Annotated in this window: 16 protein-coding genes; 2 read left to right on the forward strand and 14 right to left on the reverse strand. The window is 72.6% G+C overall.

Annotated elements, in window-relative coordinates; all coding sequences use genetic code 11:
- Positions 1-136: 136 nt before the first annotated feature.
- The 7 genes from rplS to proS all read right to left on the reverse strand — a co-directional run bounded on the left by rplS (position 137) and on the right by proS (position 5,739).
- Positions 137-487: a 50S ribosomal protein L19 gene (gene rplS / locus ACFU7Y_RS19435; RefSeq protein WP_030306736.1), complete on the reverse strand. Its 351-nt coding sequence runs from the start codon at positions 485-487 to the stop codon at positions 137-139.
- A gap of 154 nt (positions 488-641) precedes the next feature.
- Positions 642-1,460, reverse strand: coding sequence for a tRNA (guanosine(37)-N1)-methyltransferase TrmD (gene trmD, locus ACFU7Y_RS19440; protein WP_224283478.1), 819 nt, complete (start codon positions 1,458-1,460; stop codon positions 642-644).
- A 116-nt stretch (positions 1,461-1,576) separates the two neighbouring features.
- Entirely contained in the window at positions 1,577-2,158 is a 582-nt protein-coding gene (rimM, locus tag ACFU7Y_RS19445) for a ribosome maturation factor RimM (protein WP_224283476.1), read from the reverse strand.
- Positions 2,159-2,315: 157 nt separating this feature from the next.
- Positions 2,316-2,555, reverse strand: coding sequence for an RNA-binding protein (locus ACFU7Y_RS19450; protein ID WP_030056773.1), 240 nt, complete (start codon positions 2,553-2,555; stop codon positions 2,316-2,318).
- Positions 2,556-2,557: 2 nt separating this feature from the next.
- A complete protein-coding gene (gene rpsP / locus ACFU7Y_RS19455; RefSeq protein ID WP_196946892.1) occupies positions 2,558-2,986 on the reverse strand; it encodes a 30S ribosomal protein S16 in 429 nt (142 codons plus the stop codon).
- A gap of 318 nt (positions 2,987-3,304) precedes the next feature.
- Positions 3,305-3,883 (reverse strand): hypothetical protein, encoded by a 579-nt coding sequence (locus tag ACFU7Y_RS19460; protein ID WP_049650398.1) that lies wholly within the window; start codon positions 3,881-3,883, stop codon positions 3,305-3,307.
- A gap of 443 nt (positions 3,884-4,326) precedes the next feature.
- Positions 4,327-5,739 (reverse strand): proline--tRNA ligase, encoded by a 1,413-nt coding sequence (gene proS, locus ACFU7Y_RS19465; RefSeq protein ID WP_224283475.1) that lies wholly within the window; start codon positions 5,737-5,739, stop codon positions 4,327-4,329.
- Positions 5,740-5,927: 188 nt separating this feature from the next.
- On the opposite strand from proS, the gene ACFU7Y_RS19470 reads away from it, so the two are divergent.
- Entirely contained in the window at positions 5,928-6,752 is an 825-nt protein-coding gene (locus tag ACFU7Y_RS19470) for a class I SAM-dependent methyltransferase (RefSeq protein ID WP_380768986.1), read from the forward strand.
- A gap of 98 nt (positions 6,753-6,850) precedes the next feature.
- Here ACFU7Y_RS19470 and ftsH read toward each other — a convergent pair whose 3' ends face one another.
- The 7 genes from ftsH to ACFU7Y_RS19505 form a co-directional block, all read right to left on the reverse strand.
- On the reverse strand, positions 6,851-8,839 hold the full coding sequence (gene ftsH / locus ACFU7Y_RS19475; protein ID WP_224284867.1) for an ATP-dependent zinc metalloprotease FtsH: 1,989 nt from the start codon (positions 8,837-8,839) through the stop codon (positions 6,851-6,853).
- A gap of 92 nt (positions 8,840-8,931) precedes the next feature.
- Positions 8,932-9,456, reverse strand: a complete 525-nt coding sequence (locus tag ACFU7Y_RS19480) for a GNAT family N-acetyltransferase (protein ID WP_224284868.1) — start codon at positions 9,454-9,456, stop codon at positions 8,932-8,934.
- A gap of 128 nt (positions 9,457-9,584) precedes the next feature.
- Entirely contained in the window at positions 9,585-11,150 is a 1,566-nt protein-coding gene (gene ffh / locus ACFU7Y_RS19485; RefSeq protein WP_380768993.1) for a signal recognition particle protein, read from the reverse strand.
- Positions 11,151-11,333: 183 nt separating this feature from the next.
- The gene (locus ACFU7Y_RS19490; RefSeq protein ID WP_380768988.1) at positions 11,334-13,811 is read right to left on the reverse strand and encodes a [protein-PII] uridylyltransferase; all 2,478 of its coding nucleotides are present in this window, start codon (positions 13,809-13,811) and stop codon (positions 11,334-11,336) included.
- Between the two features lie 196 nt (positions 13,812-14,007).
- On the reverse strand, positions 14,008-14,346 hold the full coding sequence (locus ACFU7Y_RS19495; RefSeq protein ID WP_224284419.1) for a P-II family nitrogen regulator: 339 nt from the start codon (positions 14,344-14,346) through the stop codon (positions 14,008-14,010).
- A complete protein-coding gene (locus ACFU7Y_RS19500; RefSeq protein ID WP_224284418.1) occupies positions 14,343-15,734 on the reverse strand; it encodes an ammonium transporter in 1,392 nt (463 codons plus the stop codon). Before ACFU7Y_RS19500 ends, ACFU7Y_RS19495 begins: the two co-directional genes overlap by 4 nt.
- 298 nt (positions 15,735-16,032) lie before the next feature.
- The gene (locus ACFU7Y_RS19505; RefSeq protein ID WP_224284417.1) at positions 16,033-17,487 is read right to left on the reverse strand and encodes a hypothetical protein; all 1,455 of its coding nucleotides are present in this window, start codon (positions 17,485-17,487) and stop codon (positions 16,033-16,035) included.
- 637 nt (positions 17,488-18,124) lie between these two features.
- Here ACFU7Y_RS19505 and ACFU7Y_RS19510 point away from each other — a divergent pair.
- Positions 18,125-18,802: a bifunctional DNA primase/polymerase gene (locus ACFU7Y_RS19510; RefSeq protein ID WP_380768991.1), complete on the forward strand. Its 678-nt coding sequence runs from the start codon at positions 18,125-18,127 to the stop codon at positions 18,800-18,802.
- The last annotated feature ends 88 nt before the right edge of the window (positions 18,803-18,890 follow it).

Consider the following 18,890-nt stretch of genomic DNA (forward strand, 5'->3'; position numbering starts at 1 on the left):
CCGCACCGGTGGGTGCGGGACTGCCGTCGCGGTCCGCGGGTGGCTCGTGCGTGCTCATCGGGGGGTGAGCTTACCTTGCGGCCGTTCGGCCCCCTCGGAGCGTTCCGATCCCCCGGCGAGGCCGGGGGCCGGTGGATCAGCGGTCGCGCTTCTCCTTGATCTTCGCGGCCTTGCCGCGGAGGTCACGCAGGTAGTAGAGCTTGGCGCGGCGAACCGCACCGCGGGTCACGACCTCGATCTTCTCGACGACCGGGGTGTGCACCGGGAAGGTGCGCTCCACGCCGACGTTGAAGCTGACCTTGCGAACGGTGAAGGTCTCACCGATGCCGGCGCCGTGGCGGCGGATGACGACGCCCTGGAAGACCTGGACACGGGAGCGGTTGCCCTCGATGACCCGGACGTGCACCTTCAGGGTGTCACCGGCGCGGAAGGCCGGGATGTCGCTACGCAGCGAGGCCGCGTCGACAGCAGCGAGCTTGTTGCTCATGTTGCTCTCCATCGTAGGCGCCACGGGCCGCCCACGGAAAATCGTCACAATGGGGTCTACTGCGGGCCGCATCGGCTGACGACGATCCCCCCGTGGCGGGGGCGCCGGTCCACGTGCCCCCTACGGAAGGGCGCCAGCGACAGACAGCAGCGGCCTATTCTTCCACACCACCGGCCACGGACCGAAATCGGCCGAGCTGCTCGTCCCAGGCCAGGCCGAGGATGCTCAGCGCCTCCCGCTCCTTCTTGTCGAAGGCGCCGTACTGCCAGCGCTCGACCAGGTCGGGCCGGTTCGCCAGGGTCCGGGCGAAGGCCTGCTCGCGGCGCCAGCGGGCGATCTTGCCGTGGTTGCCGCTGAGCAGCACGTCCGGCACCGTCCGGCCGCGCCACTCGGCAGGCTTGGTGTAGACCGGGCCCTCCAGCAGGTCGGCCATCGCGCCCGGCGCGAAGGAGTCGTCACGGTGGGACTCGGCGTTGCCGAGCACCCCGGGCAGCAGCCGGGCGATCGCCTCGACCATCACCAGCACGGCGACCTCGCCGCCGGCCAGCACGTAGTCGCCGATCGAGGCCTCGACCACCGGCATCCGGGTGCCCGCCTCCTCGATCACCCGGCGGTCGATGCCCTCGTACCGGGCGGGGGTGAAGGCCAGCCAGGGACGGCCGGCCAGCTCCTGGGCGAGCTCCTGGGTGAACGGGCGCCCGCTCGGGGTCGGCACGACCAGGGTGGGCACCTGCCCCTCGGGACCGGCGGCGACCACCGCGTCCAGCGCCTCGCCCCACGGCTCGGGCTTCATCACCATGCCGGGGCCACCGCCGTACGGGCTGTCGTCGACCGTGCGGTGCACGTCGTGCGTCCACTCGCGCAGGTCGTGGACGTGCACGTCCAGCTGGCCGCGGGCGCGGGCCTTGCCGACCAGCGAGATGTCCAACGGCTCCAGGTACTCGGGGAAGATGGTGACGACGTCGATCCGCATGCCGCTCTGCACGCCGTTGGACACGACGTCGCCCGACACGACGTCGCCCGACACGGTGCCGCGCGACTCGACACCGCCGGCCGTTCCGGCGCCCGCCCCGGCGCTCTCCTCGACGGTCACTCCGAATCCTCCGTACCCTCGGTGCCCTCCGTGCCCTCGGCCGAGGTGGTCCCCGCGACCTCGGCCTGCTCCGGGTCGATCAACCCGGCCGGCGGAGTGATCACGGCGCGCTGGTTCTCCAGGTCGATGGTCGGCACGATCTGGCTCACGAAGGGCACCAGCACCTCCGTACCGTCGGCCTTCTTGACCGTGAGCAGGTCCTGGTAGGGCAGGTGGACGACCTCGGTCAGCTCGCCGACCGGGGTACCGTCCAGCAGCACCACGTCCAGGCCGATCAGCTGGTGGTCGTAGTACTCCTCCGGGTCCTCGGGGCGCTCCTCCGGGTCGACCTCGGAGATGAGCAGGGTGCCGCGGAGTGCCTCGGCCGCGTTGCGGTCCTTGACGCCGGCGAAGCGCAGCAGCAGCCGGCCGCTGTGCACCCGGCCGGACTCGATGGTCAGCGGTCCGGCCGACGCGGGGTCGGTGAGCAGGACGGCACCGGGGCCGAGCCGGAGTTCCGGCTCGTCGGTGCGGACCTCGACACTGACGTCCCCCCTGATGCCGTGGGCACGGCCGATCCTGCCGACGACGAGCTGCACGGTGATCGTTCTCCTGGAGTTCCTGAGCCGAAACGAAAAGCGACGGGCTGCGAAGCGATGATGCGACGGAAATGCGGACGGAAATGCGAGAGGCCGACCGGGACGACATGCGTCCCGGTCGGCCTCACAAGCCCTGACGGCTGAACGAGCAGCAGCGTCAGCGAATGTTGTCCACGTCGACCAGGTCGACCCGGACGTTGCGACCGCCGAGGGCGCCGACCACGGTGCGCAGAGCGCGCGCCGTACGGCCGCCCCGGCCGATCACCTTGCCGAGGTCATCGGGGTGCACCCGCACCTCGATGGTGTTGCCCCGACGCAGGTTGCGCGAGCGCACCTGCACCTCGTCGGGGTGCTCGACGATGCCCTTCACCAGGTGGTCGAGGGCGTCCTCGATCACGATCAGGCCTCGGCAGCGGCGTCGGCCTCAGCCTCGGCCTTGTCCGACTTCTTGGCCTTCGGGGTGATGGCGACGCCGGTGGTGGCGTCCTCGAAGCCGGCGACGGCCTTGGCGAACAGGTGCGAGAAGTCCTCGACCTTCGGCTCGGCGACCTTCAGCGGCTCCGGAGCCGGCAGGCCCTTGAACTTCTGCCAGTCGCCGGTCAGCTTCAGGATGGCGAGCACCGGCTCGGTCGGCTGGGCGCCGACGGACAGCCAGTACTGGGCGCGGTCGCTGTCGACCTCGATCTTCGAGGGGTTGTAGGTCGGCTGGTAGATGCCGATCTCCTCGATCGCGCGACCGTCACGCTTGGTGCGGGCGTCGGCGACGACGATGCGGTAGTGCGGGGAGCGAATCTTGCCGAGACGCTTCAGCTTGATCTTGACTGCCACGGGAGTGGATTCTCCTGGTGTTGACGTGGGTGAGCGGGCTCGCCATCGCGTGGGGTTGCGGAGCGGACCGTTCAAGGGACACGCCAGCCGTAGGAGAGAGGGGTCCTGCTCGGCTGCCGAGTACTCAGCTGTCCATTCTGCCACACCGGCGAGAACCGCCTGCACGCGGGCCCGGGCGCCCGGTCAGGGCTCGACCGGGAGCCCCCGCTCCCGGTCCAACCCGAAGAAATCACTCCCGACCTGCTGTACCACTCACTGTGTGCCGCCCATTCCGGCCGGACCGCTGCCCGCACAGCAGCCCGCCGGGACGTCGACCGACTACGCGATCTTGAACGGCTGCTGGCACGCACCGCAGACGATGGACGCCTGCGCGAGCACCGACGGAACGACCCGGACGTTGCGCCCGCAACCGCAGACCGCCTTGACCCGCACGCCGCCCCCGGAGGAGCCGTGCCGGGCCGCCGGGCCGCGGAAGGCGCGCGTCGCGCCGTCGCCGGCCACCGCCTCCTGGTGCGCCCCGAGGGCACGGTCCAGGCGCTCGATGGTCTCGGCGTACCGCTCCTGGGTCTCCTTGAGCATGGTCACCTGGGAGAAGCCGCTGCTCGCGTGCGGCTCGACCGGGTGCGCCAGGCCCAGCTCGGAAGCGAGCATCAGGAAGCGCCGGTTGTGGTAGCGGCCGGCGCGCGAGGTGTCCCGGATGTCCCGGGCCGCGGCCAGACCGTGGGCAGCCTCGTGGAGGAGCCGCTCGAAACCGAGCCGCGTCCCACAGGCCGAGGAGGACTCGCCGATCAGCGCCTCGGGCGAGGCGAGGTCGGGAAGGTCCTGGTGGTAGGCCTGGATGTCGCTCCAGGCGGCGGCCAGTTCGGCCGCGAGAACGAGGGGCTGTGTCGTGCTCACGCTAGACCAACGATGGAGTGCGAGCCGATGTTCCGCATGTTCTCGTTCCCGGGGAATTCACAGGGAACTCCCAGGAATGCAAGGTCGCGCGCGAATTGCGCGCTCCGGATCTGACGCAAGACCAACCCCCTGCCGGTTTCGGCCCGTCGCAGCGCCGACGGGCCTGGTGAATTCCGTCCGGGGGCGGGCTGTCGCCACCCGGGACGTACGGCCCGTGGGCCTGCCGGATTGACAGGGCCACGGGCCGTACACCGTACCGCTATTCCGTTAATACCGGGAGTTGACCGGCCAGTAGGGATGTCCACCGCACGGACACACCGGAAGAGTTACCGGATTCTTACCCATCCGCATTCCGGGCAAATGTCGCCGGTGGCGGTCATTACCCGCGGACCACGGACGTCGGGCGGACATCCGTGGGACATCCGCCGACCACCGAACGGATGTCAGTACGCCCGCGCGACGAGCGCGACATTGCCTTCCTGGTCGTCCGTCTGCGGCACCGAGCCGTCGGCCGCGACGATGCAGCGGACCGAGACGCCCTGCTCGGCCAGCTTGGCCTCGCCCTCCGCACCGAGCTCGGCCCAGGAGATCCGGCCCCAACCGGTCGCGGCGGCCTCGATGGCCTCGTCGATGGTCTTGACGTCGACCGTACGGGACTCGCGGCGCTCGCGGGACTGGCGCAGCAGCAGCGCCTGGTCCTCCTCCAGGATGCCCGGGAGCAGCGCGGCCAGGGCGTCGATGGAGACCGGCTCCTTGCCGCCCGGGATGCGGCGGGCCAGCATCGCGGTGCCGTTCTCCAGGTCGCGCGGGCCGACCTCGATGCGCAGCGGGACACCCTTGAGCTCCCAGTCGACGGCGCGGCGGCCGAACGGGGTGTCGGTGCGGTCGTCGACCACGACCCGGATGCCGGCGGCCTCCAGCTGGGCGCCGATCTCGCGGACCTTGGCGATGACCGCGTCGTCGCCCTTGATCGCGAGCACGACGGCCTGGACGGCGGCCAGGCGCGGGGGCACCCGCAGGCCGTTGTCGTCGCCGTGGGACATGATCAGGCCGCCGACCATGCGGGTCGAGACGCCCCAGGAGGTCTGCCAGACGTACTCGCGCTCGGCGCCCTGCAGCTGGTAGGTCGTGTTGAACGCCTTGGCGAAGTTCTGGCCCAGCTCGTGGCTGGTGCCCATCTGGAGCGCCTTGCCGTCGCCCATCATGCCCTCCAGGGTGAGGGTGTTGATGGCGCCGGCGAAGCGCTCCTTGGCGGTCTTGCGGCCGAGCACGACGTCGATGCCGAGCACGTTGGTCATGAAGTCGCCGTAGACCTGGGTGTGGATCATCGACGCGTAGTCGCGGGCGTCCTCGTAGCTGGCGTGGGCGGTGTGGCCCTCCTGCCAGAGGAACTCGGTGGTGCGCAGGAAGACGCGCGGACGCAGCTCCCAACGGACCACGTTGGCCCACTGGTTGATCAGCAGGGGCAGGTCGCGGTGGCTCTGGACCCACTTCGAGAAGTACTCGTTGATGATCGTCTCGGAGGTCGGCCGGACGACGACCGGCTCCTCCAGCTGCTTGCCGCCGCCGTGGGTGACCACCGCGAGCTCGGGGGCGAAGCCCTCGACGTGCTCGGCCTCCTTGGTCAGGTAGGACTGCGGGATGAACATCGGGAAGTAGGCGTTCTGTGCGCCGGCCTTCTTGATCCGCGCGTCCATCTCCTGCTGCATCCGCTCCCACAGCCCGTAGCCGTACGGTCGGATGACCATGGTGCCGCGCACCGGACCGTTGTCGGCCAGCTCGGCCTTGTTGATGAGGTCCTGGTACCAGCGCGGGAAGTCTTCCGCCTGAGGGGTGAGAACGGGTGCCTTAGCCATGGGGCGAATGGTACGGGGCCCGGGGCCCGGTTTCGAATCGGTATCAGCGGACGGGGGCGCACCACCGCGACACGCACGCACCACCCTGCACCCCTCTGGACGCCGGGCCCGACCCGCTGTTCGCTGGTGTGGGGCGGGACTTTGGGGGAGCCGTAGCAGCACACCGAAGGACCGGATGGGAGGCCGCCATGGCTTCAGCTCGGACGACCGGCACGGCCGCACGACCGACGGGCGCACGCCCGCACCACCCGCAGCCCGGGGCCGCCCGCCCCGCGCGGGCGCGCGACTGGGCGGAGATCCAGGAACGCATGCTGGTGCCGCTCTACGAGGCGGTCTACGACCGGATGGAGGTCGGCCCGGCGAGCAGCGTGCTGGGTCTGGGCTGCCGGTCCGGACTGGCCCTGCTGCTCGCGGCCGGCCGGGGCGCCCAGGTCGCCGGGCAGGAGCCGCGGGACGAGCTGCGCGAGCTGGCCCACGGCCGCCGGCTGCGGGTGTGCGCCGAATCCCGGGCGCCCGCCGCCGTCCCCCGCTCGGCCCATTCGCTGGTGACGGTTTTCGAGCAGCTGCCCGACCCCGCCGAGTACCCCCCGGTGGTCGCCGAGGCCGCCCGGCTCGCCCAGCCCCGCGGGCACGTGGTGCTGGCCGCGTGGGGCCCGCCGGAGCGCTGCGAGAGTGCCCCGGTGCTGGACGTGGCCCGGCGGATGGCGGGCCGGACCACCGCACGCGATCCGTTCGAGCTGAGCATGCCCGGTGCGCTGGAGGACCTGCTCGCCCCGGCGGGGCTGCGTCCGGCCGGCAGCGGCCGGGTGAGCTGCCCGTTCGCCTACGCCGACCTGGACAGCGCGGTGCGCGGCCTGCTCTCCACCGGCCTGTTCGAGCCGGCCGAGGAGTTCTCCGGTGCCTCGCTGGTGGCCAAGGAGCTGGAGGAGGCGCTCCAGCCGTACCTGCGCGCGGACGGCTCGGTGCGGATGGAGAACCTGTTCCGCTACCTGATCGCCGAGCGGCCGCGCTAGCCGGGCAGCCGCGCCCGGGAAACGCGAACCACGAACGCGAACCGGAAACGCGAACCGGGGGCGTCCGCCACCACGGCGAGCGCCCCCGGCATCCGACGTCACGCCGGGTCGATCGACTTCCCGTCGGCCTCGTCAGGCCGGCCGGAGCCTTCGGCTCCGTGGGAACCTCCGGCACCCCCGGAGGGCGCTTCCCGCGGCACCCCCGCCGCCCGGTAGGCCTGCTCCTCGTCCAGCGTCTCCGCCTCCAGCAGCGCCGCCGCCAGGGCGTCCAGCCGGTGCCGCTGCTCGGTCAGGATCCGCACCGCGTCGCCGTAGCACTCGGAGACGATCCGCCGGGCCTCCTCGTCCACCGCGTCCAGGGTGGTCGGCGCGGCGGAGAGCCCGTACGCGCCCTGCGGGTCGGAGGGCACCGCGGTGAGCCGGCCGACCCGCTCGCTCATCCCCCAGCGCCCGGCCATCCCGCGGGCGATGTTGGTGACCTGCTCCAGGTCGCTCTCCGCACCGGTGGTGATCACCCCGTAGACCACCTGCTCGGCCGCCATGCCGCCGAGCGCGCCGATGATCCGGCCGCGCAGGTAGGGCTCGGTGTACGAGTAGCGGTCGTTCTCCGGGGTGGAGAGGGTGACGCCGAGTGCCCGGCCGCGCGGCACGATGGTGATCTTGCGGACCGGGTCCGCGCCGGGCTGGAGCATGCCCAGCAGCGCGTGCCCGCTCTCGTGGTACGCCGTCCGCTCGCGCTCCTCCTGCGGCATCACCAGCGGCCGCACCGCACCGAGCTGGACCTTCTCCAGGGCGTCCGAGAGGTCCCGCTCGTTGACCGCTTCCTGCTTGCGCTTGACGGCCAGCAGCGCGGCCTCGTTGACCACGTTGGCGAGCTCGGCGCCGGTCATCCCCGGCGTGACCTTGGCCAGCTGGTTGAGGTCGGTGCCGCCGGCCAGCGGGACGTTGCGGCTGTGGATGCGCAGGATCGCCGCGCGGCCCTCCCGGTCGGGCGGGCTGACGGTGATCCGCCGGTCGAAGCGGCCGGGGCGCAGCAGTGCCGGGTCGAGCACGTCCGCCCGGTTGGTCGCGGCGATCACGATGACGCCCTCGGAGCCGCTGAAGCCGTCCATCTCGGTGAGGATCTGGTTGAGCGTCTGCTCGCGCTCGTCGTGCCCGCCCATGCCGCCGCCGGCGCCGCGCTGACGGCCGATGGTGTCGATCTCGTCGATGAAGATGATCGCCGGGGCGACCTTGCGGGCCTCGGCGAACAGTTCGCGGACCCGGCTGGCACCGACGCCGACGATCATCTCGATGAACTCGGAGGCGGAGGCGGAGAAGAACGGCACGTTCGCCTCGCCGGCCACGGCCCGGGCCAGCAGGGTCTTGCCGGTTCCGGGCGGACCGCTCAGCAGCACGCCGCGCGGCATCTTGGCGCCGAGCCTGCGGTACCGCTCGGGGTGCTTCAGGTAGTCGACGACCTCGGTGAGTTCGGCCTCGACCTCGTCGATGCCGGCCACGTCGGCGAAGGTGGTGCGCGTGCCCTCCTCGGCGGTGACCGGCTTCGGCGGGGCCTTGCGGCCGAGCGGTCCGCCGCCGAGCCCCCCGGCCATCCGGCGGGCGAGCAGCACCCAGATGAAGACCAGCAGCAGCATCGGGGCGAGCGAGAGCAGCAGGTTGGTGAGGAAGCTGCGCTGCTGGACCGGCGAGGTGGCGGTGACCTCGACGCCCTGCTGCTGGAGGGTGGCCCACAGGTTGTCGCCCGCGAAGGACGGCCGCTGGGTGTCGAACTCGGTGTAGTCGCCCTTGCCGCCGTCCGGCTTGGGCTGGGCCGACTTGAGGGTGCCCTCGATCGCGTCGCCCTTGGCGTAGATCTTGGTGATGTTGCCCTTGTTCAGCTGGTTGTTGAACTCGGTGTACGAGATCGTGGTGGCACCGGCGGGGCCGAAGAACGACAGCAGCAGGTCCGAGATCAGGAACACCACGAGGGCGGTGAGGGCGAGGCCCACCCAGCCGCCGGGCATCCGGCGCTTGGGCGGCGGGGGCGGGGCGCCCTCCGAGCGCCAGGGCTGGTCGGGGGTCTGACGTGGCGGCACGGGTTCGGTCACCCATCGGACAATACGGACAGGTGCTCGGACGAGCCAATCGCAACGCCGCGCCCGGACCCCCGTACGCCTGCGCCGACCCCTTCCACCAGCGGCTATGCCGTCGTACCGGACCACTCCTCGGCGGTCAGCGCGAACCGCTCGTGGTCGCGCCACTCCCCCTGGAGGAACAGCATCCGCGGGGAGAAGCCCTCGTGCCGGAAGCCCAGCCGCTTGGCCATCGCGATCGAGCGCTCGTTCTCCGGCTGCACGTTGATCTCCAGCCGGTGCAGCCCCAGCCCGTGGGCCGACTGCGGGGCGAAGCAGCGGTCCACGACCAGCCGCATGCCCTCGGTCATCCGCCCGGTGCCGTTGAACGGGACGTACGAGTCGTAGCCCAACGTGGCGTTGCAGAAGCGGCTCATCACGATGTTGGCGACGTTCACCTTGCCGACCAGTCCACCGGTCTCCCGGTCGAGGATCAGGAAGGTGCGCAGCCCGGATCCCTGGCGCTTCAGCAGGTCGGGCAGTCCGTCCGGCTCGACCGGGTTCCACCGTCCGATGTGTTCGGCGGACCGCCGGATCGCTTCGGCGTACGCGCCCGTGTCCTCGGCCCTCGGGGCCCTGATCATCACTCGCATGCCCCCATCATCGGACACGCGATCGGCCCGCCGCCCGGAGACACCGGACAGCGGGCCGATCAAGACCGATCCCTGCCGATCGGAAGGTCACCAAGGAGCGACCAAGGGTGATCGGAGTGGTTCAAGGACTACAGCATGTCCTTGAACTCCTTGGGCAGCTCGAAGTCGGCCGGGCCCTTGCCCGCGCCGAGGCCGAACGCGCCGCCGTCCGCCGGGGCCTGGCCGGCACCCGGGCCGAGCGCGCGGCGCTGGGCGGCCGCGGCCTCCTCCTGCGCGCGCTTCAGCGGGTTGCCGCTCTTGCGCTTGCCCTTGGCCTGCGGGGCCTTCTTGGCGGACTTCTTCCCGCCGCCGCCCATGCCCGGGATCCCCGGCATGCCGGGCACACCCTTGCCGGAGGCCATCGCGGACATCATCTTGCGGGCGTCGAAGAACCGCTCGACCAGGTTCTTCACCTCGCCGACCTGGACGCCGGAGCCCTTGGCGATGCGGGCCCGGCGGGAGCCGTTGATCAGCTCCGGCTCGGCGCGCTCGGCCGGGGTCATCGACTTGATGATCGCGCCGACCCGGTTGACGTCCTTGTCGTCGATGTTGTTGATCTGGTCCCGGATCTGGCCCATGCCGGGCAGCATGCCGAGCAGCTTGGAGATCGAGCCCATCTTCTGGACCTGCTCCAGCTGGGACAGGAAGTCGTCCAGGGTGAACTGCTTCGGGCCGCCGCGCAGCTTGGCGGCGATCTTCTCCGCCTCGGCCTGCGAGAAGGTCTGCTCGGCCTTCTCGATCAGCGAGAGAACGTCACCCATGCCGAGGATGCGCGAGGCCATCCGGTCCGGGTGGAAGGCGTCGAAGTCGTCGACCTTCTCGCCGTTGGAGGCGAACATGATCTGCCGGCCGGTGACGTGCGCGACCGACAGGGCGGCACCGCCGCGGGCGTCGCCGTCGAGCTTGGAGAGCACCACACCGGTGAAGTCGACGCCGTCGAGGAAGGCCTGCGCGGTGGTGACCGCGTCCTGGCCGATCATCGCGTCGACGACGAACAGGACCTCGTCCGGGTTCACCGCGGCGCGGATGTCGGCGGCCTGCTGCATCAGCTCGGCGTCGATGCCCAGGCGGCCGGCGGTGTCGACGATGACGACGTCGTACTGCTTCTGCTTGGCGTACTCGATCGAGTCCTTGGCCACCTGCACCGGGTCGCCGACGCCGTTGCCCGGCTGCGGGCCGTAGAAGGCCACGCCGGCGCGCTCGGCGACCACCTGGAGCTGGTTGACCGCGTTGGGCCGCTGGAGGTCGCAGGCGACCAGCAGCGGGGTGTGCTTCTGCTTCTTCAGCCAGAAGCCGAGCTTGCCCGCGAGGGTGGTCTTACCGGCACCCTGGAGGCCGGCGAGCATGATCACCGTCGGGCCGCTCTTGGCGAACCGCACCCGGCGGGTCTCGCCGCCGAGGATCGCGATGAGCTCCTCGTTGACGATCTTGATGATCTGCTGCGCCGGGTTCAGCGCGCCGGAGACCTCGGCACCGAGCGCCCGCTCCTTGACCTGCTTGATGAAGGCCCGGACGACCGGCAGCGCGACGTCCGCCTCCAGCAGCGCGATGCGGATCTCGCGGGCGGTGGCGTCGATGTCCGCCTCGCTCAGGCGGCCCTTGCCCCGGAGGTTCTTGAACGTCGCTGCGAGGCGATCGGAAAGGGTGTCGAACACGTCGTCGCGGGTCCTCTGCGGCATCGGTATCGGTACGGTCGTCGTCCCCCAGGGTATCCGGCCGCCCCGGGTACGGTCTCCACCCCCGGTCGGAACTCCTGCCCGCATCCCTGCCCTCGCCCGGTCCACGCCCCTCGTCCACGCCACTACCCGGCCCCGGACCGGCCCCGCCCGGCCCGCCGCTCAGCCCAGCGCGGCCCGGAGCGCCGCCGCCACCTCGCCTGCCCGTCGGGCGGTCAGCGGACGGCCCGCCTCGTCGGTCAGGTAGAACGAGTCGACGGCCTCCGCGCCCAGCGTGGAGACGTGCGCGGTGCGCACCCGGACGCCCGCCCCGTCCAGCGCCCGGCCGATCCGGTGCAGCAGCCCGGGGGCGTCGTGCGCGCGGACCTCCAGCACGGTCGCGCTCGCCGAGGCCACCGCGGGCGCCACCGCGACCAGCGGCGGCGGGGTGGGGATGCCCCGGCGGCGCGGGGCGGCGGCGTCCCGCTCGGCGAGGCGGCGGGCGACGTCCAGCGAGCCGTCCAGCGCCCGGCGCAGATCGGCCCGCAGCCGGGCCGCCTCCGGCAGCTCGCCGTACTCGGCCGCCACCCGCCAGGACAGCAGCAGCACCGGCCCGGCGCCCACCGGGTCCAGCTCGCGCAGTCCGGCCGAGCGGACGGCCAGCCGGTGCAGCGCGAGCACCCCGGCGGCGGTACCGAGCAGCCCGGGGCGGTCCGGGACCGCCAGGTTCAGCTCGACGCCCATCGGCTCGGCGCCCGGGGACGCCCCCTCGGACCGGGCCCGCAGCGACAGCGCCGGCTGCCCGGTGCGGGCGGCCTCGACCGCGAGCCGCTCCTGCTCGGCGGTCGGCGCCGCCTGCGCCGGCCCGGCGCCCGCCCCGGCCAGCCGGTCCGCCGCCCGGGCCACCAGGCCGTCCACCAGCGAGGCCCGCCAGCCGCTCCACGCGGCCGGGCCGGTGGCCAGCGCGTCCGCCTCGGTGAGCGCGTGCAGCAGCTCCAACTCCGGCAGGGTGGTGACCACCTTGGTGATCGCCTCCACGGTGGCCGGGTCGTCCGGATCGCGCCGGGTAGCGGTGTCCACCAGGGTCAGGTGGTGGCGGACCAGCACCGCCAGGGTCTCGGTGTCCTCGGGACCGAAGCCCATCCGGGGGGCCAGGTCGCGGACGATCACCTCGCCGGCCTCGCTGTGGTCCCCCGGCCAGCCCTTGCCGATGTCGTGCAGCAGCGCGGCGACCAGCAGCAGGTCCGGCCGGGCCACCCGGCGGGTCATCGCGGCGGCCCGCACGGCCGTCTCCACCAGGTGCCGGTCCACCGTCCAGCGGTGCACCGCGTTGCGCTGCGGACGGCAGCGCACCCGCTCCCAGTCCGGCAGCAGTCGGCGGACCAGCCCCTCCGCCTCCATCGCCTCCCACACCGGGACGGCCGGCTCCCCCGCGCCCAGCAGGGTGACCAGCTGCTCGCGGGCCTCGTCCGGCCAGGGCACCGGCAGCGGGCGGCACTCGGCGGCCAGCCGGCGCACCGTGGCGTACGAGACGGTCAGTCCGTTCTGCGCGGCGGCGGCCGCGGCGCGCAGCGGCAGCACCGGGTCGGCGCCCGGGCGGACTCCCCGGGCGAGCACCGCCTCGCCGTCCTGCTCGACCACGCCCTCGGCGAGCGGCCGCCGCTCGACCGCGCCCCGGGCCACCGCACCGGTGCCGCGTCCGGAGCCGGCGAACGGGATGCCCAGCCGGCGCACCCGCCGGCCGCGGCCGCCACGGGCCGCGAGCACCCGGTCCACCGCCCGCCACGTGACGTCGCCCGCGTACGCGATGGTGCGGGCGGCCTCGTAGACCTGGCGCAGCAGGGTGTCGGCGTCCAGCACCCCGAGCCGCTCAGCGACCTGGTCCTGGTCCTGGAGGCTGAGCCGGTCGGTGGCCCGGCCGGTGGCCAGGTGCAGCGCGTCGCGCACGTCCGCCAGCCGCCGGGCGGCGGCGTCCAGACCGTCCCGGGGCGCGTCGGCCAGCCAGGTGGCGGCGATCGCGTCCAGCACGACGACGTCGCGCAGGCCGCCGCGGGCCTCCTTGAGGTCCGGCTCCAGCAGGAAGGACAGCTCACCGTGCCGTTCGACCCGCTCGCGACCCAGCTCGCGCAGCTCGGGCAGGCGCGCGGGGGCGCTCGCGCGCCAGTCGGTGAGCACCGCGGAGCGCAGCGCGTCGGTGAGCGCGCGGTCCCCGGCGAGGTGGCGGGCGTCCAGCAGACCGAGCTGGGCCTTGAGGTCGGCGGCGGCGACCGAGCGGGCCTGCGCGACGGTGCGCACCGCGTGGTCGAGCTTGGCGCCCGCGTCCCAGACCGGGTACCAGATCCGCTCGGGCAGTTCCCGGGCGACCGGGCCGTCGTGCAGCAGCAGGACGTCCAGGTCGCTGCGCGGGGAGAGCTCGCCGCGCCCGTACCCGCCGACCGCGACCAGCGCGACGCCGGGCGGGGCACCGGCGGCCGCGAGCAGTCCGGCCAGCCAGTCGTCGGTGAGCCGGGCGAGCGCCCGGCGGCGGGGGCGGCCGCCCGGGCCTGGGCCGGCGAGCAGTGCGGCCCGGGCGGCGGCCCTGCCTGCGGGGTCGAAGGCCTCGGCGGGGCCGCCGGGGTCGGGAGGGTCGACGGGGTCGGAGGGGCTGCTCTCGGTGGTCATGCGCGTGGATCCCGTCCGTCGTGCTGGTGAACCGTCCTGCGGGTGGACCGTCGTGCGGGTGGGACCGGAAGGATGGACCGGCCTTCGGGTGGGCCGATCGGCCGGCCGGGCGACGCCGGTACGCCGTCGGGCGGACCCGCGCCCCTCCCCGGGGTGGGCGGGCCCGCCGTCCGGCACGAGGCGACCGGGCGCCGGGCTACAGGGCGTCCGGGCCGCGCTCGCCGGTGCGGACCCGTACGGCGGTGTCGACCGGGATGCTCCACACCTTGCCGTCGCCGATCTTCCCGGTCCGGGCGGCCTTCACCAGGACGTCGATCAGGTCCTCGGCGTCCTCGTCCTCGGCCAGGACCTCGATCCTGATCTTCGGCACCAGGTCCACGGTGTACTCGGCGCCCCGGTACACCTCGGTGTGGCCGCGCTGACGGCCGTAGCCGCTGGCCTCGGTGACGGTCAGGCCCTGCACCCCGAAGGCCTGCAGGGCGGCCTTCACCTCGTCCAGTCGGTACGGCTTGATCACGGCGGTGATGAGCTTCATCGGGCGTCGACCTCGGTCTTCTTCTCGGTGGGCTTCACGGCAGGCTCCGCGGCAACGGACTCCGCAGCAGCGAGCCGCTCGGCGACGGGCGTCGCGGCAGCGGCGGCCAGGCCCGGCAGGGCCCGGGCCAGGCCCGCCCCCACGGCGCTGAAATCGTAGGCGGACTCGGCGTGTTCGGCCTGGTCGATGCCGGCCACCTCGACCTCCCCGGCGACCCGGAAGCCGACCAGCCGGTCGACCGCCTTGGCCAGCAGCCAGGACAGCACGAACGAGTACGCCGCGACCACCGCCACGCCCATCGCCTGCTTGCCCAACTGCCCGATCCCGCCCCCGTAGAACAGGCCCTTGACGCCCTGGCCGACCCCGCCGGTGGCGAACAGCCCGACCAGCAGCGAGCCGATCGCCCCACCGACCGCGTGCACGCCCACCACGTCGAGCGAGTCGTCGAAGCCCCAGCGGTACTTGAGCGAGACGGCGGCGCAGCAGACCGCGCCCGCGACCAGCCCGATCGCCACCGCGCCGAGTGGGCTGACCGAGCCGCAGGCCGGGGTGATCGCGACCAGCCCGGCCACCGCGCCGGAGGCGGCGCCCAGCGTGGTGAAGGCGCCGTGCCTGAACCTCTCGTAGACCAGCCAGCCGACCAGCGCCGCGCCGGTGGCGACCTGGGTGTTGACCATCGCCATCGCGGCGACGCCGTTGGCGGCCAGCGCCGAGCCCGCGTTGAAGCCGAACCAGCCGAACCAGAGCAGCCCCGAGCCGAGCATCACCAGCGGCAGGCTGTGCGGGCGCATCGGGTCCTTCTTGAAGCCGATCCGCTTGCCGAGCACCAGGCAGAGCGCGAGGCCGGCGACGCCCGCGTTGATGTGCACGGCGGTCCCGCCGGCGAAGTCGATCACGCCGTTGCGGTCGCCGAGCCAGCCGCCGTGGCCGCCGTCGAAGAAGAACACCCAGTGCGCGACCGGAAAGTAGACGATCGTCACCCAGAGCGCGACGAACAGGCCCCAGGCGGCGAATCTGGCCCGGTCCGCGACGGCGCCGCTGATCAGTGCCGGGGTGATGACCGCGAACATCAGCTGGAAGAGCGCGAAGGCGGTGACCGGGATGGAGCCGGTCAGCTCGTCGAGGCCGAGACCGCGCATCCCGAGGTGGTCCAGGTTGCCGATCAGACCGGCGAAGGAGTCGGACCCGAAGCTGAGCGAGTAGCCGTAGAGGACCCACAGCACGCTGACGATACCGAGCGAGAGGAAGCTCATCGCCAGCATGTTCAGCGTGCTCTTGGCCCTGACCATGCCCCCGTAGAAGAAGGCCAGCCCTGGGGTCATCAGCATGACCAGGGCCGCACTGATGAGTACGAAGGCGGTGTCGCCCGCGCTGAAGCCGTCCGGCATCGGCGTCTCCTCTGCGTCCAGGCCGACCCGCACCCGGGGATCCGTCCCGTGGTGCCACCCGGGGCGTCGGCGTTGGACAGGAGCGTGCCGAAGGCTGGTTTCGGCCAGTGCGGCCGGTTGTTTCACCGCCGTGACGCATGCGACGCGCGGGTTACGGCTGCGTGAACCGCGGCTGCGTGAACCGCGGCCCCGCCGCCCGGCGGGCAGCGCCGCCGGCCGCCGGACACGCCACCGACCGTGACGGCGGCGGCCGCCACGGTCGGTGGAGCTTTCCCCGGGGAGTCCTCGGCGGGACCGGTCAGACCATCGAGACGAACTCCGGGATGTCCTGGACCACCCGCTCCTTGAGCCGGCTCACCGCGTCCACGCCCTTGAACCGGGCCGCCGCGGCCTCCGTGGTCTTGCGCACCCGGGAGTTCAGCCGCTCCGAGCGCACCTTGGCGGCGATGTCCACCGCCTGCTCGGCCATCACCACCGCCTGCTCGGCCTCCTTCTGCAGCAGGTGGACGCTGGCCATGCCGATCAGGTTGAAGGCGTACGAGCGCACGTGGTCGGCGTCCTGGCGGAACAGGTCGACCGCGCGCTCCATCACCGGCGCGGACATCGAGGCGTAGAGCTCGGCGTTGTCCGAGTGGTACGCGAGGTCGCGGAAGGAGTGCGCGTTCTCGGCGTTCAGCTCGGCCGGTGAGAAGAACTTCAGCCAGTCCGGATCCCCGTCCCCCTCCCGGATGTCGGTGAAGGTGTCCTCGGCCAGCCGGATCGCCCGGGCGCAGCGGTTGACCTCGCCGATGGTGGCGTAGGCGCGCGCCTCCATCGCGTACAGCAGGGACTGCTGGCGCGGGGTGGCGGTGTCGCGGCTGCCGTACTGGGCCAGGTGGATGAGCTCCAGGGCGTCCTCGCCCCGGTTGAGGTGGATCATCTGGCGGCTCATGTCGGTGAGGATCAGTGCGCCGAACGGGCGGTCGCCCGCCTCCTTGGCCGCGTGCAGGGCGAGCACGTAGTACTTCTGCGCGCTCGGGTGCATCCCGACGTCGTACGACATCCACCCAGCCAGGTGGGCGAGTTCGGCGGTGAGCCGGAACAGCCGCTTGGTGGTGTCCTCGCTGTACGTCTCCTGGAGCAGGTCGGTGACCTCGTGCAGCTGGCCGACGACGGCCTTGCGGCGCAGACCGCCGCCGTTCTGCGCGTCCCACTGCCGGAACATGACCGTGGTCTGTTCGAGCAGTTCGAGCTCGGGTTCGGAGAGCCGGCCGGTGAACGCCTCGCCGCCGTTGGCCGCGGTGAGGATCGGGGTGGGAACGCCGGACGGGCCGGGGGCGAGCCAGCGCTGCATCGGCTCGATCAGCGCGGCACCCGCGGTCAGCGCCAGCGAGGTGCCGAGGAAGCCCCGCCGGTTGAGCATGAGGTCGCTGCGGGAGTAGTCACTGATCAGCTGGACGGTCTGCGGACCGCTCCACGGCAGGTCGACGCCGCCGCCCACGGTCGAGACCGGGATCGCGGCGCGCAGGCCGAGGTCCTCGACCGAGACCACCGAGCCGAACCGCTCGGAGAAGAGTTCCGACATGATCTTGGGAATCGGCTCGCGGGGCTGCTCGCCGTCGAGCCATCGGCGCACCCGCGAGGTGTCGGTGGACACGTGGTGGGCGCCGATCTGCCGGGCCCGGCGGTTGACCTGGCGGGCCAACTCGCCCTTGGACCAGCCACTGCGGGCGAACCACGTGGTCAGCTTCTCATTCGGTTGCTTCTCTGCCATGGGTAACGTCCCCATCCCGCCCGGCCCCTAGCGGGGCCCCCGATCGTGACCGCCCGACGGTTGCGGGCTCTTGCCAGACGTGCCGTGCCTGAGGTGTTGCGGCGCCCCGGTCCTGCCGTGCCGCAGCGCCCTCGCACTGGTGTGCCATCGTTGCGGACGATCCGTCAGATTCCCAACTCCCGCTCCCTGACGGCCCGGAGCGGACTCCTCGACGACATCCGCGTGCTGAACGTAATGCCCCGCGAGGGACCCACGGGAGCGGCCCTGGCGAAACGCCACCTTTCGCCACCCCCAGGAGTGAACCGAAGCCCGGGGGCACACGCTTCACTTAGGGAGTCCCGGCAGCCCGGCATATGCGGGCCGCCAAGTCCCCCGGCCCATCCCGGAGGACCCGGAAGACTCCGCAACCCTCCGCAGCCACAGGCGAGTTCACCGCCCACTCGGGACGGCCGCAGTCTCACGCACACGACGATCCGGCATCGGCGCCGCCCCCACAAGGCGGCGCCCGAGGCGTGCCGGCGGAACAGGCGCACACCACGCGCTGCGCGCCGCCACTGCACTACGCACCACACGGCTGACAATCGACACACAGTCACCATCCCGTAACCATCGGCAACGAGATCCTGTTGGGGGAGGCATGGACAACCTGTTCGGCGAACTTCGACTGGGGCACCTGCGGCTGGTACCGCTGGGCGCGCGCCGCCGCACCAAGGTCACCGCGTCCCAGGCCGCCGCGGAGTACACCGGCCGCTGGGGCTGGGCGGTCGCCACCGGCGACCCGGCCGGCTCTGGAGACGCCCCGACCCGCTGTCCCTGCGGTTCCCCCCGCTGCGCCGCGCCCGGCCTGCACCCCGTACCGGGCGGCGGCCGCCGGGCCCGCGCCACCCGTGCCGAGGGCTCGGTGCTGTTCCCCACCGGCCGCGCCTTCGACGTCCTGGACGTCCCCGAGCAGGCCGGCCTCCAGGCGCTGGTCCGGCTGGAGCGGATGGGCACCCAGGTGGGCCCGGTGCTCGCCGCCCCCACCGGCCGGCTCCAGTTCCTGGTCGCCGCCGGCACCGCCCGGCGCCTGCCCGACCTGCTGTACCGGATGGGCTGGGACGACGCCGCGCTCGACCTGACCTGCCACGGCGAGGGCAGCTACGTCGCCGCCCCGCCCACCGTGCTCGGCGGCCTCGGCCCGGTCCGCTGGCTGCGCCGCCCCACCCGCGACAACGCGGGCTGCCCGCCCGAGGCCCGGCTGCTGCTCGGCACCCTCGCCTACGCCTGCCACCGCAGCCGCGAGCGCACCGCCGAGCCGGCCTGGATGGCCTCCTGACAGTGATGATGTGACTGGTGGTTCTGCTGATGAGGCTGACTCGCCTCCTGACTGACGTCTCGGACTGTCCTGTTTGGGATTTGTCGTC

The organism is Kitasatospora sp. NPDC057542, assembly GCF_042801945.1.
In the GTDB taxonomy this organism is placed as follows: domain Bacteria; phylum Actinomycetota; class Actinomycetes; order Streptomycetales; family Streptomycetaceae; genus Kitasatospora.

Bases quoted from the DNA above. Each gene is read 5' to 3' on its own strand.
- rplS (WP_030306736.1), bottom strand. From the start codon at position 487: ATGAGCAACAAGCTCGCTGCTGTCGACGCGGCCTCGCTGCGTAGCGAC.
- trmD (WP_224283478.1), bottom strand. From the start codon at position 1,460: ATGCGGATCGACGTCGTCACCATCTTCCCCGAGTACCTGGAGCCGTTG.
- proS (WP_224283475.1), bottom strand. From the start codon at position 5,739: ATGGCTAAGGCACCCGTTCTCACCCCTCAGGCGGAAGACTTCCCGCGC.
- ACFU7Y_RS19470 (WP_380768986.1), top strand. From the start codon at position 5,928: ATGGCTTCAGCTCGGACGACCGGCACGGCCGCACGACCGACGGGCGCA.
- ACFU7Y_RS19480 (WP_224284868.1), bottom strand. From the start codon at position 9,456: ATGCGAGTGATGATCAGGGCCCCGAGGGCCGAGGACACGGGCGCGTAC.
- ACFU7Y_RS19490 (WP_380768988.1), bottom strand. From the start codon at position 13,811: ATGACCACCGAGAGCAGCCCCTCCGACCCCGTCGACCCTCCCGACCCC.
- ACFU7Y_RS19495 (WP_224284419.1), bottom strand. From the start codon at position 14,346: ATGAAGCTCATCACCGCCGTGATCAAGCCGTACCGACTGGACGAGGTG.
- ACFU7Y_RS19500 (WP_224284418.1), bottom strand. From the start codon at position 15,734: ATGCCGGACGGCTTCAGCGCGGGCGACACCGCCTTCGTACTCATCAGT.
- ACFU7Y_RS19505 (WP_224284417.1), bottom strand. From the start codon at position 17,487: ATGGCAGAGAAGCAACCGAATGAGAAGCTGACCACGTGGTTCGCCCGC.
- ACFU7Y_RS19510 (WP_380768991.1), top strand. From the start codon at position 18,125: ATGGACAACCTGTTCGGCGAACTTCGACTGGGGCACCTGCGGCTGGTA.